This is a genomic window from Okeania sp. SIO2C9, assembly GCF_010672455.1.
Taxonomy (GTDB): domain Bacteria; phylum Cyanobacteriota; class Cyanobacteriia; order Cyanobacteriales; family Microcoleaceae; genus Okeania.
Genome location: NZ_JAAHGO010000234.1, coordinates 1 through 1,370, shown reverse-complemented (window position 1 = coordinate 1,370; position 1,370 = coordinate 1). Strand labels below are relative to the sequence as shown.

Annotated in this window: 1 protein-coding gene and 1 pseudogene; both read right to left on the bottom strand. The window is 41.6% G+C overall.

Annotation, left to right across the window (positions count from 1 at the left end):
• A pseudogene (locus F6K23_RS40590) lies at positions 1-689 on the bottom strand (hypothetical protein); the annotation flags it as partial.
• Between the two features lie 83 nt (positions 690-772).
• The coding region (locus tag F6K23_RS40585) for a RuBisCO accumulation factor 1 (protein ID WP_367267979.1) at positions 773-1,370 on the bottom strand (598 nt) is incomplete at its 5' end.

Sequence of the window (1,370 nt, the reverse complement as noted above, 5' to 3'; positions counted from 1 at the left end):
GGCGTACCTTGGATACTGAGAACATCTGCTCTTTTCGAGCCTACAGTCCAGTAGTTACTATTACCTACTAAGCCTGTCTTTACCGAGTTGTTGACGGCAACTTTTAGATTGTTTTCGCGATTGTCATAGTCGATAACAATCCCATTTTTAATTTCTACTTTACTATTTTCGTAATAAGCTACTTCTTGACATAAAGACTTAGAAGGAATAAGTTGGCTAGGCATACCTTGTATTCTGGTCACCTCTTCCCATCTAGAACCTAAAGTCCAGTAATTGGTAGATTCACTCTTAACAGGAGATTTTTTCTCAACATTACCCTGAGCATATTCTAGGTTGCGTTGATACTCATTTACCTTGTCTTGAGCCAGTTGATATTTTGAGCTAGCAACAGGCACAGCGTTCATCAATTCAATTGCCCCTTGCCAGTTTGTAGCAACCTGATCCCAATCTTGAGAGGATTGGGCTAATTGCGTTAATTCGGCAGCACTCATCGCCTTATTGACAGCCAGCCGAAACTCTTCAGAATGAGCTGATAATTTACGAGAATTTAGATGTTGGTAATATTTACTCAGGATTACCAGAGCCAGACCAACTTCGCACAGAACAATCACCCAAGTAAGCAGACGGGTTCGCTTCCGCGAATCCACTGCATTACTATCAGCTAGGGATTTGAGTCTTTTCAAAGTCATTGGAGAATTTGATTACCCGGTCACTTTTTATTTTGCATGTCTAAATTGTTGATTTCCTGATTTTCACTCGTGAGAGTGAAAAGTTACTCATCTATCTGCCAAACATCGCTGCTGGCAGCTTCATCAAGAATTTTTTTGGGGCGCAGCACTAAGAAGAGACGTCCCAACAGCTTGAGATTTGGAGCTTCTGAAAACCATTCAATTGCTAATTCTCCTGAGTGTTCAATCAAAAAATAGCTCTGGGCATCCCATGCTTGCTGTGTGCGATCAATTAACAGAAGTACATCTTCTGGTTTGTCATTGAGTCTGCCAGGTAACTGAGTGTTCTTACAAACAATTGCCACGGGATCTTGTGCTTTTCTGACAACTTGCCAACCAGGGATTGCCAGTAATGTTTGCTTACTATCTACCTTAACCAACTCAAAGGAACTGCTTGGTTGAAGAGTAATGACTTGATTTAATTCATTAAGTTTCAGGGGCAGCCTACCAACTACAGGCAATAGACGTGGCAAGTTTTCGTCTGCCTCCAGGCGATAGATGGGCAATCTCGGAGCCTGTGGCAATTTTTTGTCAAAAGCATCACTTAGCAATTTTTCTATTTGTTGGCGTGACTCTTGAGTATGAGCAAACATTAAACCCCTAGCAATTAAACGAGAGCGTTCTTGCAAGTCATTGTGCTGC